Annotated in this window: 11 protein-coding genes; 3 read left to right on the forward strand and 8 right to left on the reverse strand. The window is 75.2% G+C overall.

Annotation, left to right across the window (positions count from 1 at the left end):
- Window positions 1–220: 220 nt before the first annotated feature.
- The 7 genes from LPA42_RS28735 to LPA42_RS28765 all read right to left on the reverse strand — a co-directional run bounded on the left by LPA42_RS28735 (window position 221) and on the right by LPA42_RS28765 (window position 6,780).
- Window positions 221–907 (reverse strand): hypothetical protein, encoded by a 687-nt coding sequence (locus LPA42_RS28735; RefSeq protein ID WP_077936901.1) that lies wholly within the window; start codon window positions 905–907, stop codon window positions 221–223.
- 65 nt (window positions 908–972) lie between these two features.
- Window positions 973–1,791 (reverse strand): endonuclease/exonuclease/phosphatase family protein, encoded by an 819-nt coding sequence (locus tag LPA42_RS28740; RefSeq protein ID WP_077936900.1) that lies wholly within the window; start codon window positions 1,789–1,791, stop codon window positions 973–975.
- Between the two features lie 4 nt (window positions 1,792–1,795).
- A complete protein-coding gene (locus LPA42_RS28745; protein ID WP_077936899.1) occupies window positions 1,796–3,286 on the reverse strand; it encodes a phosphatase PAP2 family protein in 1,491 nt (496 codons plus the stop codon).
- 81 nt (window positions 3,287–3,367) lie between these two features.
- Complete coding sequence (locus tag LPA42_RS28750) at window positions 3,368–4,369, reverse strand: YihY/virulence factor BrkB family protein (RefSeq protein WP_077936898.1); 1,002 nt, start codon at window positions 4,367–4,369, stop codon at window positions 3,368–3,370.
- On the reverse strand, window positions 4,362–5,321 hold the full coding sequence (locus tag LPA42_RS28755; protein WP_043964263.1) for a diacylglycerol kinase family protein: 960 nt from the start codon (window positions 5,319–5,321) through the stop codon (window positions 4,362–4,364). Before LPA42_RS28755 ends, LPA42_RS28750 begins: the two co-directional genes overlap by 8 nt.
- A 638-nt stretch (window positions 5,322–5,959) precedes the next feature.
- Window positions 5,960–6,544: a Clp protease N-terminal domain-containing protein gene (locus tag LPA42_RS28760; RefSeq protein ID WP_077936896.1), complete on the reverse strand. Its 585-nt coding sequence runs from the start codon at window positions 6,542–6,544 to the stop codon at window positions 5,960–5,962.
- Window positions 6,544–6,780 carry an HTH domain-containing protein gene (locus LPA42_RS28765; RefSeq protein ID WP_043962604.1) on the reverse strand — a complete coding sequence of 79 codons (237 nt, stop codon included), beginning with the start codon at window positions 6,778–6,780 and terminating at the stop codon, window positions 6,544–6,546. Before LPA42_RS28765 ends, LPA42_RS28760 begins: the two co-directional genes overlap by 1 nt.
- Window positions 6,781–6,940: 160 nt before the next feature.
- Here LPA42_RS28765 and LPA42_RS28770 point away from each other — a divergent pair, with 160 nt between their 5' ends.
- The 3 genes from LPA42_RS28770 (at window position 6,941) to LPA42_RS28780 (ending at window position 11,245) form a co-directional block, all read left to right on the forward strand.
- Window positions 6,941–7,861, forward strand: coding sequence for a universal stress protein (locus LPA42_RS28770; RefSeq protein ID WP_077936895.1), 921 nt, complete (start codon window positions 6,941–6,943; stop codon window positions 7,859–7,861).
- Window positions 7,862–7,985: 124 nt separating this feature from the next.
- The gene (locus tag LPA42_RS28775; RefSeq protein WP_077936894.1) at window positions 7,986–10,388 is read left to right on the forward strand and encodes a phosphoketolase; all 2,403 of its coding nucleotides are present in this window, start codon (window positions 7,986–7,988) and stop codon (window positions 10,386–10,388) included.
- Window positions 10,385–11,245, forward strand: a complete 861-nt coding sequence (locus tag LPA42_RS28780; RefSeq protein WP_077936893.1) for a universal stress protein — start codon at window positions 10,385–10,387, stop codon at window positions 11,243–11,245. Before LPA42_RS28775 ends, LPA42_RS28780 begins: the two co-directional genes overlap by 4 nt.
- Before the next feature lie 10 nt (window positions 11,246–11,255).
- Here the strand turns inward: LPA42_RS28780 and LPA42_RS28785 are convergent, their stop codons facing one another.
- Window positions 11,256–13,577 (reverse strand): heavy metal translocating P-type ATPase, encoded by a 2,322-nt coding sequence (locus LPA42_RS28785; protein ID WP_077936892.1) that lies wholly within the window; start codon window positions 13,575–13,577, stop codon window positions 11,256–11,258.
- Window positions 13,578–13,622: the final 45 nt, after the last annotated feature.

The following is a 13,622-nucleotide window of genomic DNA, read 5'->3' on the forward strand; positions in this document are numbered from 1 at the left end:
CCGCCGAGGGCTGCGGAAGTGGAGCAGCGTTCTTCTTGTCTGCCATGACGTGGTCCTTCCCGGACAGGATCAACGTCCTGTCCAACGGACCACACCCAGGCCAAACACGGAAAACTACGCAGTCCCCCGCGCGCGCAGAGTGATGCCAGCCGCCCCTCGCAACCGATCGCCTACCACCATCACGGAAAGTGATAGCGCCCCAACGATGCCGACAGGGGTGTCAGGGGCGGAGGTTCAGGGCTGCCAGGAGGGCCCGGGTGGCCTCGCGGACCGGGGTCAGGACCGACGCGTTCAGCCAGCGGGCCGCCGGGGTGACCGTGTGCCGCCAGGCGGCGCGCAGGGCGCGGCCGAGTGGGGCGACGGTGTGCCGCCAGGCCCAGCGCAGGGCCAGCCCGACCGGGCGCAGCAGCAGCCGGTGCAGGGCGCGCAGGATGCGCCCGGCGAGCCGCCAGGCGTAGGACAGGGCCGTCCAGGCCAGCCGCAGCAGCCACCACAGGCCGCGCCCGAGGGCCGTCAACGCCGGGCCGAACAGCCGCCCCACCAGGCGTACCAGCGGCACCAGCAGGTGCCGGATCAGCCAGTCCACCGCCACCACGACCAGTCGCGCCACGGGCCGGACCAGCGTCCGGAGCGCCCAGCTGAGCGGACGCCGCACCAGGTGCCGCGCCAGCCACGTCAGGGGCACCCAGAGCAGGTGGTACGCGAGCCAGGCGAGCGGGCGCAGCACCCAGGCACGCAGGGCCCTGCCCAGCGGGCTGAGCAGCCACCGGTGCAGCAGCCGCCCGGCCCCGACGAGCAGCTCCCACAGCAGCCGGACGGGCAGCACCACGACCAGGGCGACGCCCCGGGCGAACGCGGCGACCAGCGGGGGCGGCGGCTCGGGGCGGGGGGTGGGGCGACCGGTCACGCCGGCGAGCCTAGTGGCCTGCGGCAACCACGCGGCGGCGGCCGGCGCGGCGGCGCGGGCGGCGGTCAGGCCGGGCGCAGGTCGAGGTCGGCGAGCACCGGGTAGTGGTCGGAGGCGTACTCGGTGTCGCCGCCGCGCACGACGACGCAGGACCGGGCCAGCCCGGCCAGGGCCGGCGTGCCGAGGAGATAGTCCAGCCGCATGCCGGAGAACTCCGCGCCGCCGCCGTGCCGCGTCGGCGCGGTCGGCCCCTCGTCGTCGGCGGGGGCGAGCGCGGCGTGCAGGTCGACCAGGCCGGCGGCGGCGAGCCGGGCCACCGCCCGGGTCTCCACCGTCCGCCCGTCCCGACGCAGGTGCCGACGCCGGTACGCGGCCGGCAGCCGGGCGACGCGGTCGGTGTGGTCGACGCCCGGGGCGAGGGTGTTCAGGTCCCCGGCCAGCAGCGCCAGCGCGGTCCGCCCCGCGCCGGGGGCCCGGCCGACCGCCCCCGCCAGCCAGCCCGCCTCGACCCGCCGCCGCAGCCCCGAGTACGGGTCGAGGTGCGCGCCGAACACGGTCAGCGGACCGGCGTCGGTGGCCACGGTGACGCGTACCGCGGCGTGGTGGAACGGGCGGCGGACCGGACCGGCCGCGACGACCCGCAGCGGCGGGCGGGCCAGCACCGCCACGGGCTGGCCGAAGCACGACCGGGCCAGGTACGGCTCCATGCCCACGGCGGCGGCGAAGCCGGCCAGCACGCCGCCGGAGTCGAAGCCGCGCAGCTCCTGCGCGGCCAGCAGGTCCGGCCGGTGCGCGGCGACGACCCGGGCCACCCGGTCCAGGCGGCCGGGACCCGTCCGGTCCCGACCGCCGGTCTTGATGTTCCAGGTCATCACCCGCAGCATCGGGTCAGTCGGGCCGGCCGGCGGTGGCCAGCTCGTCGTCCAGCTCGTCGACCTGTTCGGACTCGATCGCCGGCCGGTTGCCCTCGGCGAGGTCGGCGTTGGGGCGGATCACCCAGTAGAGCAGGCCGATCCACAGGGCGCTGAGCAGGATCGCGCCCATGAAGTCGGTCGGGTGGTGCATGCCCCGGTACATCCGGGAGACCGCCACCCCCACCGGCATGACCACCGCGGCGGCCACGAAGATCCAGCGCCACCAGCGGTCGGTGCGGGGGAACACGATGAGGGCGATGGCGAGCCAGAGGCAGATGGTGGCGGCGATGTGCCCGGACGGGAACGACGAGGTGGGCATCTGCCCGTCGAGGTTCTCCACGGGCGGGCGGGGCCGGTCGACGGCGCGGGCGGAGGCGAGGAAGAGGGTCAGCTCGCCGAACATCGCCAGTGCCACGAACAGCACCGGCCGCCAGCGCCGCCACACGGCGAGCACCAGCGGGCAGAAGACCAGCGACACCAGCAGGATCGCGTGGGTGTCGCCGAACTTGCTCCACCACCAGCTCAGGTCGGTCAACGCGTCGGTGTGCCGGTCGGCGAACCAGCGCGGGACCTCGGTGTCGAGGGTGCCGAGGAACGTGTCCTTGGCGTGGTAGCTGACGAACATGCCGAACGCGTACAGCACGCCGAACACCAGCACCCAGCCGACCAGCAACTCGGCGACGGCCGAGCGGGGGTGCTCCAGCACGTGCTCCTCGGCGGGGGCCGGGGCGATGTCGCGGCCCGCCTCCGGCTCCAGGCCCTCGGTCAGCGGCGGCACCGGCCGGCCGCGCTCGCGCCGCCACAGCCGGAAGGCGTACGCGGTGACGCCCAGCCAGGCCGCGCCGAGCAGCCAGCCGCCGAGCACGTCGGAGACGAAGTGCACGCCCAGCGCGATCCGGGTCAGCCCGATCAGGGCCACCAGCACGGCGGCGACGGCGATGGCGGGCTTGCGCCAGCGGGGCGCCATGGCGGGGAGGAAGACCAGCAGGATCGCCCCGTACGCGACGAACGAGCCGAGGGCGTGGCCGCTGGGGAAGCTGTTGCCGGGGGCGCTGGCCAGCGGCACGTCCACCACGGGGCGCAGGCGGCCGACCAGGGTCTTCAGCGACGGGTCGAGGATCAGCCCGCCGACCCCGGTGATGATCAGATAGACGGCGAGCCGGGCCTGCTTGCGGATCAGCAGCCCGAGCACGGCGACGCTGACCAGCCAGATCAGCACGGGCCGCCCGCCGAGGTCGGTGATCGCCTGCAACACGGTGACCAGGGCGTGGTGCGGGGCGACGAGCCCGTTGAACCACTCGGCGGCCTCGTGGTCGGCGTGCTGCAGCGGGCTCCACCGGAAACGCACCAGCATCAGCAGCAAGCCGAAGGCGACCCCCGCGCCGACGACGGCCACCAGCCCGGCGATGCTCCGCTCGGCGAAATGGCCGAGTGGTCGCCGCACCACCTCTTTGACCGCGGTCACCCCGCACCTCCCTTGTCTGCTCTGGCGAGGCGATTTACCCGGTCCGGGCCTCCCGTACACCGGGGGGTGTCGCGGCCAGGTCTACAGGGCGCTCATCTCGCCGGTGTCGTGGATCTCCTCGCGCTCGGTCTCGGGCTGCCACAGGTCCGGCTGGGCGGGCTCGGGCACCCCGATGCGCATCGCTTCGAGCTGGGCGGCGAAGGCCAGCCCGCCGAAGAGCGCCATCCCGGTGAGGTTGGCCCAGAGCAGCAGCGCCATCATGCCGGTCAGCGCCCCGTAGGTCTGCCCGAACCCGTCGCTGAACCGCACGTACGCGGCGAGCAGCAGGCTGGCCAGCCACCACAGGGCGGTGGCGATGCCGGCGCCGAAGAACAGCCAGGACAGGCCGGGCTGCTTGCGGCGGGGGGCGTGCCGGAACAGCAGGGCCACGGCGAGCACGGTCAGGCCGAGGCTCAGCGGCCAGCGGACCACGTCCCACGCGAAGGTGGCGACGTCGCCCCAGGCGTAGTTGAGGCGTACCGAATCGCCCATCGCCCCGCCGCCGACCAGGATGAGGAACCCGGCGAGCGCCGGGACGCCCGCGACGAGCGCGAGGACGGCGGCGCGCAGGTATTTCCACAGGGCCGGGCGGTCCCGCTCGACGCCGTAGATCCGGTTGGCGCCGCGCTCGATCTGGGCCATCGTGGTGGTGAGCGCGACGAGGCCGGTCAGCAGGCCGAGGGTCAGCGCCAGCTCGCCGGCGTCCTCGGTGCGCTCGCCGGAGTCGAGCAGCTCACCGACCACCTGCTCGCTCTGCCCCGGGGTGAGGGCGAGCACGGTGTCGGCGACGACCCGGCCGCCCTCGTCGGCGCCGAGGTCGGTGATCAGGCCGGTGAGGGCGATCAGGAACGGCACCACGGCGAGGCAGAGCTGCAACGCGAGGGCGCGGGAGTGACTGAACCCGTCGCCGTAGCGGAACCGGACGAACGCGTCCCGCAGCAGGCGCCAGCCGCCGTGGCGGCGCAGTGTGTGCCAGGCGTCGTCGGCGGAGAGCTCCTCGTCGGCCATGAGCCGGGTCTCGGGCACCATCCTGGTGCTACTCACGGCGGGCCTCCTCGACCAGCTCCTCGCCCCGCTCCCCGGCTGCCTCGGCGTCGGCGGCCAGGTCGGGTGCCTCCTGCGGCTGCGGCACGCAGAGCCAGAGGGCGCGGGGGCGGATCTCGGCCGCCAGCCGCCGCCCCGGTGCGATGAGGTCCCCGTCGAGCTCGCGCGGCTGGGCCCGGTTGCTGGTGACCTCCACCCGGCGGGCGCGGTAGACCTCCATCCGGGGGACGCTGCCCCGGCGGCGCACCAGCGCCCAGCCCATGGCCAGCCAGTGGCGCAGGGTGCGCGGGGTGAGCACGGCGACGTCGAGCCAGCCGTCGTCCGGTTCGGCGTCGGTGAGCAGGGTGACGCCGCCCTGGAGGCGGCCGACGTTGGCCACCAGCACCGAGCGGGCCCGGCGGCGCAGCGGCGGCCGGTCGTCGATGCGGATGGTGACCCGCATCGGCCGGTCGCGCAGGTGCCGGGCGGCCCCCATCACGTACGCCGGCCAGCCGATGCGGGCCTTGGTCGTCTCCGAGGTGGCGTCGAGCATCTGGGCGTCGAAGCCCATCCCGGCCATGACGGTGAAGTAGGCGTCGTCGACCGCGCCGACGTCGAGCTGGCGGCGGCCCTGCTCGACGGCCACCTCCAGCCCGGCGGCCAGGTCGGTGGAGAGGCCGAGGTTGGCGGCGAGCAGGTTGCCGGTGCCCTGGGGCAGGACGGCGAGGGCCACGTCGGTGCCGACCAGCGCGCTGACGCAGGACATCACGGTGCCGTCGCCGCCGCAGGCGAAGACGACGTCGACCCCGGCGGAGACGGCCTTCTCGGTCTGCCCCCGGCCCGGGTCCTCCGGGGTGGTCTCGAACCACAGCGGTGCCGGCCAGCCGGCGGCGCCGAGCGCCCCGTCGACCGTCTCGCGCAGCTCGTCGAGGTCGGCGACCTTCACCGGGTTGACCACCACGGCGGAGCGCAGCCCGCCGTGGTGGTCGGCCGCGCGCGCGTCCCGCGTCGAACGCGTGTTCTGCTCAGCATCCACGGCGCCAGTGTGCGCCACATCGGTGCGGGCGGCGAGCCGGCGACCGGTGAGGTTGCGCGCACCGAAAACAGGTTTACGGGGCCGGGGTGCCCGGAACCGGCCGCGCCGCCGGCCACGGTGCGTAAGGTACGCGTCGCTGGCACAGGGGGACCGAGGCTCGTCACCCTGCGTTGCTTCGTGCCCGCACCGCCCGACACCGCCCGCCCCCTTTGCTCTGCACCCACGGGCGCAGCACAGCGCACGAGCTGTGGATACGCGGAATCGCGCAGAGTCACGCGACACGACGGTCGGTCACGATCCGCATACCGTTGCGTGGATGGGTGCAGAGCAAAGGAGGGCGGACGGCAACGCCGCCGCCGGAGAGGCGATCACCCTGAGTGACATGGAGTCGACAGAGTGGGCCGTCGGCGAGCGGGCGAGGAAGAAGAGGCGTGGGAGGGAGTCGGGCCACAGGCGGCGGGCGGGATAAGTGCGAGGGGAGGGAACGAGGAGAGGCGAGGGGGAAGGGTGAGGGGAACCGCGAAGCGAGGGAAGGCCCAGAGAACCGGGTGGACCGGGCGGACCGGGCGGGGCGGTTAGGCCGCGGCCCGCAGGGCCAGCTCGACCCGGCGACGCAGGTCGTCCAGGTCGAGCCCGGCCTCGGTGAGCACCAGCGCGGCCGGACCGCCGCCCTCGCGCAGCAGCCCGAGCAGGATGTGCTCGGTGCCGATGTGCCGGTGCCGCAGCCGCAGCGCCTCGCGCAGCGAGAGCTCCAAGACCTTCTTCGAGCGGGGCGAGAACGGGCCGCCGGGCCGCTGCCGCTGCCGCCACCCCCACCGGCGGCGCGGGGCGGGCGCCGCCGCACGCAGCGCGTCGGGACCGAAGGACTCCTCGATCCGGGCGACGATCGCGGCCAGGTCGATACCGATCTCGCGCAGCGCGGCGGCGTCGGCCTCGGCGAGCCCCGCGTCGCCCTCGGCGGTGTGCCGGGCCACGGCGGCGCGCAGGTCGGCGGCGCGGACGCCTGCGGCGGACAGCACCCGGCTCGCCAGGTTGTCGGGGTCGGCGAGGACGGCGAGGAGCAGGTGCTCGGTGCCGATGGGGCGCCGCCCGGCGGCCCGCGCCTCGTGGGCGGCCTGCTTGACCACCTCGCGGGCCCGGTCGGTGAACCGTTCGAACATCATTCCTCCCAGGTGCTCGGGACCGCCGGTCGCCCGGCGTGCTTCTTGTGGACCGCCTGCCGGCTGACCTCCAACGCGTCGGCGATCTCCTGCCAGGACCAGCCCTGCCGTCGGGCGTTGTCCACCTGGACCACTTCCAACCGTTCGAGCAGCCGGCGCAGGGCGCGCACGGCACGCAGGCCAACCCGGGGATCGGTGCTGCCGGCCGCCGCCGCGAGTTCCGTCGCGTGACTCATGGTGTCAACATACGTTGACAGCAAGGTTGCGTCAACCAGAGTTGACAGCGGCGCCGGCCGGGCAGGCGCGATACCGGCCCCCGCCGGGCCGTCGACCACTACGCTCGGTCGCAGGGATCGGACCCGCCGTGCGCGCGCCTGTCGGGGGAGGTGAGGCCGGATGACCCCACCCGCCGACGCGCCCGTGGTGGCCGCACTCGGCTCGCCGGAGTCCGCCGGGCAGGTCGTCCGGCTGGCCGCGCGGGAGGCCGCCGGTCACCGCCGTCCGCTGCGCCTGCTGCACGCCTTCAACTGGTCGGCGGCGCTGGAGGCCCCGTCGGTGACCGGCCCGCGCGCCCGGGCCGAGGAACTGCTCGAACAGGCCGCCGCAGCCGCCGGCGAGGCGGAGCCGGCGGTGCCGGTCAGCGGCGAGATCGTCGAGGGCGCGCCGGTCGCCGCGCTGGTCCGCCGCTCCGAGTCGGCGTTCCTCGTCGTCATCGGCGACGGCGGGATGGCGCGCTGCGGCGCGTGCATCCCCGCCGACGCACCGGCGGTGCAACTCGCCGCCCGGGCCGGCTGCCCGGTGCTGGTGGTCCGCCCCGAGCCGCCACCGCAGGGCCCCGTCCTCGTCGGCGTCGACGGTTCGGCCAGCTCCCGTACGGCGCTGGCGTTCGCCTTCGGCTGCGCCGCCCGCCGGTCCGCCCGGCTGCTCGCCGTGCGGGTCGTCGAGCCGCCGCCCGAGGACCGGCCGCCCGACACCGCCGGCACCCCGCCGGCCAGCGACCCGAACGGCCCGCACGGCCGGCACGACGCGTACGACCGGCACGGCCTGGGGACCGCGCACGCCGAGCTGGCCGACGTGGTGGCCCGGTGCGGACGCCGGCACCCGGAGGTGTCGGTCGAGTGCCACGTCGTCGTCGGCGACCCCGGCGCGGTCATGGTCGAGCAGTCCCGCTCCGCGCAGCTGACCGTGGTGGCCGCCCGGGGCGACGAGCCGCTGCGCGGGATGCTCGGCGCGGTCAGCCAGTCGCTGCTCTACCACTCCCCCGCGCCGGTCATCGTCGTGCGTGGACTGGTTTCCACCGCACCGGGCGGGGCATGACGTCCCCACGGTCCGGGACCAACGGCCCTGATCGATCTCCGCCCGCACCGCGAAGCTGGACGTGGCCGGGAAAACCCGGCACCCCGGATGCGAACGTCCCCGATCCGCGAGAGGCTAACGCAGCATGGACACCGCTGTAGACCTGCACAGCCCCCTGACCGAAGACGAGCTGCGCCGGCTGGACGCCTACTGGCGTGCCGCGAACTACCTGACCGTCGGGCAGATCTACCTGCTGGACAACCCGCTGCTGCGCGAGCCGCTGCGGCCCGAGCACGTCAAGCCCCGGCTGCTGGGGCACTGGGGCACCAGCCCGGGCCTCAACCTGCTCTACGCGCACCTCAACCGGATCATCGTCAACCGGAAGCTGCCGACGATCTTCATCACCGGCCCCGGTCACGGCGGTCCCGCCCTGGTGGCCAACACGTGGCTGGAGGGCACCTACAGCGAGCTCTACCACTCGGTGAGCCGCGACGAGACCGGCATGCAGCGGCTGTTCCGCCAGTTCTCCTTCCCCGGCGGCATCCCGAGCCACGTGGCACCGGAGGTGCCGGGTTCGATCCACGAGGGCGGCGAGCTGGGGTACGCGCTGAGCCACGCCTACGGCGCGGCGTTCGACAACCCCGACCTGCTGGTCGCCTGCGTCATCGGCGACGGCGAGGCCGAGACCGGCCCGCTGGCCGGTAGCTGGCTGTCCAACGTCTTCCTCAACCCGGCCCGCGACGGGGCGGTGCTGCCCATCCTGCACCTCAACGGCTACAAGATCGCCAACCCGACGGTGCTGGACCGCATCCCCACCGACGACCTGCTGGACATGATGCGCGGCTTCGGCTACCAGCCGTACGTCGTCGCGGGCGACGACCCGGCCACGGTGCACCAGACGCTCGCCGCCACCCTCGACCGGGCGGTCGACGAGATCGCCGCCATCCAGCGCCGGGCCCGCTCCGGCGCACCCGTCGAGCGCCCCCGCTGGCCGATGATCATCCTGCGTACGCCGAAGGGCTGGACCGGCCCGGCGGTCGTCGACGGCAAGCAGGTGGAGGGCACCTACCGCGCCCACCAGGTGCCCATCGCCGAGGTGCGCGACAACCCGGAGCACCTGGCCGAGCTGGAGCGCTGGCTGCGCAGCTACCGGCCGGAGGAGCTGTTCGACCCGACCGGCGCGCCCGTCGCCGAGTTGGCCGCGCTGCCGCCGACCGGTGACCTGCGGATGAGCGCCAACCCGGTCACCAACGGCGGGCGGGTGCTGCGCGACCTGGAGCTGCCGGACTTCCGCCGGTACGCCGTCGACGTCCAGCAGCCCGGCGAGCCCGCGGTCGGCGCGACCGGCGTGCTCGGCGCGTGGGTCCGCGACATCATCACCGCCAACCCGCGCACCTTCCGCCTCTTCGGCCCCGACGAGGTCGCCTCCAACCGGCTCGGCGCGGCCTTCGAGGTCACCGACCGGGCGTTCGTCGCCAACCGGGTCGACGGCGACGACCACCTCTCCCCCGACGGCCGGGTGATGGAGGTGCTGTCGGAGCACCTGTGCCAGGGCTGGCTGGAGGGCTACCTGCTGACCGGCCGGCACGGCATCTTCACCAGCTACGAGGCGTTCATCCACATCGTCGACTCGATGGTCAACCAGCACGCCAAGTGGCTGAAGGTGACCCGGAGCATCCCGTGGCGGGAGCCGGTGGCGTCGCTGAACTACCTGCTGTCGAGCCACGTGTGGCGGCAGGACCACAACGGCTTCTCGCACCAGGACCCGGGCTTCATCGACCACGTGGTCAACAAGAAGGCCGAGGTGGTCCGGGTCTACCTGCCGCCGGACGGCAACACCCTGCTCTCCACCATGGACCACTGCCTGCGCAGCCGGCACTACATCAACGTGGTGGTGGCCGGCAAGCAGCCCGCCCCGAACTGGCTGACCATGGACGAGGCGATCCAGCACTGCCGGCGCGGCCTGGGCATCTGGGACTGGGCCAGCACCGACGACGGCGAGGAGCCGGACGTGGTGCTCGCCTGCGCCGGTGACGTGCCGACGCTGGAGACCCTGGCCGCCGCCGACCTGCTGCGCCAGCGGCTGCCGGAGCTGAAGGTGCGGGTGGTCAACGTGGTCGATCTCATGCGCCTCCAGCCGCCGTCGGAGCACCCGCACGGCCTGCCCGACAACGAGTTCGACACCATCTTCACCCGCGACAAGCCGATCATCTTCGCCTACCACGGCTACCCGTGGCTGATCCACCGGCTCACCTACCGGCGCGCCAACCACGACAACCTGCACGTGCGCGGATACAAGGAGGAGGGCACCACCACCACGCCGTTCGACATGGTGATGCTCAACGACCTGGACCGGTTCCACCTGGTCATCGACGTGATCGACCGGGTGCCGGGGCTGGCCGCGCGCGCCGCGCACCTGCGCCAGGAGATGGTGGACGCCCGGCAGGCGTGCCGCGACCACACTCGCGAGTACGGCGAGGACGACCCCCGGGTCGTCGAGTGGCGGTGGATCCGGGAGACCGACACCGAGCTGGGGAGCGGACAGTGAGCGGTGACGAGATCCTCGTCGGCTACGACGGTTCCGCCGACGCCACCCTCGCCCTGAACTGGGCGCTCGACGAGGCGGAGCACAGCGGCCGGCCGATCCGCCTGGCGTACGTCTTCGAGTGGGTGACCGTGGCCGGCTGGGTCGGCCCCGGCGTGGCCCCCGGGATCTGGCCCGACGACACCGCCCGCCGGCAGGTCGAGGAGCTGGTCGCGAAGGCCGCCTCCGACGCCGCCGCCGCGCGGCCCACGGTCACCGTGCACGGGGAGGTGTTCGACGGGCCGCCGGCCCTGGTGCTGGAGGAACGCTCCGCCGAGGCGGGCCTGCTGGTGCTCGGCAGCCGCGGCCACGGCGGGTTCGGTGGCCTGCTCGCCGGCTCCACGGCCGTGTCGGTGACCGCCCACGCGCACTGCCCGGTGGTGGTGGTCCGCGACGGCGACACCCCCGCCGGGCGCACGGGCCGGGTGGTGGTGGGCGTCGACGGATCCGACACCTCGCTGCTGGCCCTCGGGTTCGCCGTCGAGCGGGCGGCCCAGCGGGGCGTCCCGCTGCACGTGGTGCGGGCCTGGGAGCCGTCGGCCGACCGGGACCTGGGCGCCGACGACGCGGCGGCGGCGGAACGGGCGGCGCTGGACGGGCCGCTGGCCGGCTGGCGGGAGACGTTCCCCGACGTCGCGGTGACCGTCGACGTGGTGGCCGGCCGCCCGGCCGGCGCGCTGGTCGAGGCGAGCCGGGACGCCCAGCTCGTGGTGGTCGGCAGCCGGGGCCGGGGCGGGCTACGCGGCATGCTGCTCGGCTCGGTCGGCCAGCAGCTCCTGCACCACGCCCACTGCCCGGTGGCGGTGGTCCGCGAACGCTGACGCGCCCGCGTCAGTCGGGGAGGGAGAAGTAGTCCTCCTCTTCCTGGGCCAGGTGCAGGCGCAGGACGGCGTCGAGGCCGTACAGCGCGGCGAGCAGGTCGGTGACCTGGTCGCCGCGCAGCGGCCCGTCGCCGGCCTGGGCGAGGTGCCCGCCGATCCGGTCGACCAGCCGGCGGATCTCCACGTGCCCCCGGCTCATCGTCGAGGTCGCCTCGTCGCTGCCGAGTGGCCCGGCCAGCGCCGGGTAGAGCTGCCGCTCCTCGGCGGCCTCGTGCGGCAGCACCCGCCCGGTGAGCCGCCCGTGCACCGCGCGCAGGGCGGGCAGGCAGTCGGGCGAGTCGGGGTGCGTGGCGATCAGGTCGGCGGTGTCGCGCAGCGTGGCGAGCACGTCGCGGACCGCGGCGTGCTCGCCGGCGTACCGGTCGAGCAGTTCCCGGGTGTCCGGCGGGACGTCCCGGCGGCGCAGCCCGCCGCCGAGGGCCCGCAGCGCGTTGAGGATCACCACGACGTCGATGCCCTCCTGCAGGAACGCCCCGGCCACCGGCGGCAGCCTCCCGACGGCGGCGACCAGCATCGCCGCCACGGCCAGTCCCATCCCGACGACGGCGCTCTGGGTGGCGATGCGGCGGGCGTACCGGGCGATCTCCACGGCGTCGGCGAGCCGGTCGAGCCGGTCCACGGTGAGCACCGCGTCGGCGACGTCGGCGGAGGCGGTCGCCCCGGTGGCGCCCATCGCCACCCCGACATCGGCCTCGGCCAGGGCGGGGGCGTCGTTCACCCCGTCGCCGACCATCACGGTGACGGCCCGGCGGGACTCCTCGCGTACCCGGGCGGTCTTCTCCTGCGGCGTGCACCGGGCCAGCACGTCGTCGACGCCGACGGCCTGCGCGACCTGGTCGGCGGTGCCGGGCCGGTCGCCGGTGACCATGATCAGCCGGGTCAGCCCGGCCTCGCGCAGCCGCCGCACGGTGCGGCGGGCGTCGGGGCGCACCGGGTCCTCCAGCAGGATCGCACCGAGCGGCTCCCGCTCGTCGCTGACCCAGACGGCCGACCGGCCGGCCAGTTCGGCGCGCTCGGCGGCCCGGGCCGCCCACTGCGGCAGTTCCCCGCCGAGCTGGCCGACCCGCACCAGCCGCCCGTCGACCCGGCCGGTGACCCCGCGCCCCGGCTCCTCGGTGACGTCGGTCGGGTCGGTCAGCCGCAGGCCCCGCTCCCGGGCCTGCCGGACCAGGGCGGCGGCCAGCACGTGCGGGGAGAGCTGCTCCACGGAGGCGGCCAGCCGCAGCACCTCGTCCCGGTCGCCGCCGGGGGCGACCACCGTCTCGGCGGCCCGGGGCCGGCCGGCGGTGAGCGTGCCGGTCTTGTCGACCAGCAGGGTCCGGGCCCGGCCCAGCAGCTCCAGCGAGCCGCCGTCGCGCACCAGCACCCCGCGCCGGGCCACCCGGGACAGCCCGGAGACGATCGCGATGGGGGTGGCCAGCAGCAGCGGGCACGGGGTGGCCACCACCAGCACCGCCACGGCCCGCACGAACTCGCCGGAGAGCCACCAGGCCAGCCCGGCCAGGACCAGCGTGAACGGCACGAACGCCGCCGCGTACCGGTCGGCCATCCGCACCATCGGGGCCTTGCGCGCGGTGGCTTCCTCGGCGAGCCGGACGATCCCCGCGTACGTGCTGGCCGCCGCGCTCTTCGTCGCCCGCAGCCCGAACCCGGCCCCGGCGTTGGCCACGCCGCTGGCCACCTGCTCGCCGGCCGCCCGCTGCACGAGCCGGGACTCGCCGGTGACGACCGACTCGTCGAGGGTGGCGGCCTCCTCGACGGTCCCGTCGACCGGCACCACGTCGCCGGGGCCGACCACCAGCCGGTCGCCGACCGCGACCCGGTCCAGCGGGACCGTCTCGATGCCGCCGCCGGGGACCCGCCGCCGCGCGGTGCGCGGGGCCCGTTCCAGCAGGGCCCGCAGGTCGCGGGTCGCCCTGCGCTGGGCGTACGCCTCCAGCGCGCGCCCGGTGGCGAGCATCAGCGCGATCACCGCGCCCGCCAGGTACTCCCCGACGACGAGCGCGCCGGCCAGCGCGAGGACGGCGATGACGTCCACCCCGAACTGCCGCCGCCACAGCTGACGCAGCATGGACCAGGCCGCCGGGGCCAGCGCGGTCACGGTCGCCGCCGCCCACAGCCAGTCCGCCCAGGTGCGCCGGCCGGCGAGCCACAGCCCCGCCCCGGCCAGCACGGCCAGAGTCAGCGCGGCCAGCGGCGCCCACTGCAGCCCGCGCGCCCAGCGCTGCCGCACCGGCCGCTCCGGTACGCACTCCCGCGCCTCGGTGCCCACCTGCGGATCCTCTCAACGGGCGGGGTCGGCGAGGAGGCCAACCAC

Origin of the sequence: Micromonospora sp. DH13 (genome assembly GCF_020873825.1) — a bacterium.
GTDB lineage: Bacteria > Actinomycetota > Actinomycetes > Mycobacteriales > Micromonosporaceae > Micromonospora > Micromonospora haikouensis.